Source organism: Pelotomaculum propionicicum (assembly GCF_004369225.1).
GTDB lineage: Bacteria > Bacillota > Desulfotomaculia > Desulfotomaculales > Pelotomaculaceae > Pelotomaculum_B > Pelotomaculum_B propionicicum.
In genome coordinates, this window is the sequence record NZ_QFFZ01000154.1 from 1 (window position 1) to 751 (window position 751).

At 46.3% G+C, this 751-nt stretch carries 1 pseudogene; it reads left to right on the forward strand.

The features are described 5' to 3' along the window. Positions 1–533: 533 nt before the first annotated feature. A pseudogene (locus tag Pmgp_RS20140) lies at positions 534–751 on the forward strand (hypothetical protein); the annotation flags it as partial.

The following is a 751-nucleotide window of genomic DNA, read 5'->3' on the forward strand; positions in this document are numbered from 1 at the left end:
GTTGCGCCTTGCAAGTTCAAGGAGCACATGCGACCTGAAATGGTCGCCTTGATAAAGCCTAACCAGCAGTTAAGTACCGAGTCTTGCGTGGTGTGTGGTAACATGCATCGCGAAGCGTAGACAGGAAGATAGTAGGCCGGAATAAAGTGAATGGGATAATTAGCCCCGAAATTGAACGTGTTGTGAAGTAGCCGACCTTTTCTCTCTATGGGGAAGGCAGAAGTTAAGTATCCGTTTTGGTGAGGATACATTAATTACTTCCGGGGTTCGTACCTACGGCATGCTATCAAAGGGCTTCTTGGGAACAAGGGAGATCCGGCAGGCTTCCCTAAAGGATAGGATTTGACAAGCCTAACAAAGCAAGGATAATCCGATGGTCTGCCGGAGGTCTTACTGACTGATAGTACTCTGAGGTTGGGAGAGCCTACTACGCGGGGAAGCGGTCAGCAGGAATTGAATCTATTCCAAGGAAACATGGGCTCCATACAATGGGAGGATTCGGGCCTTAATACAAAGTAAGGAGAACCCCAGCCATGAACACAAAACTGGAAAGAGTAGCAGCAAAAGCTCAAAAGGAAACAAATCTCAAATTCACGTCGCTAACTCACCATATTACCAAGGAACTTATATGGGAAAATCTAGCCCGGATGTCAAAGTGCACTGCACCCGGTATAGACAATGAGACGGTCGGTGGAGCGCTGAAAGATTTTAACCTATGGATTGAGAAACTTATGAATTCAATTCATCGTAA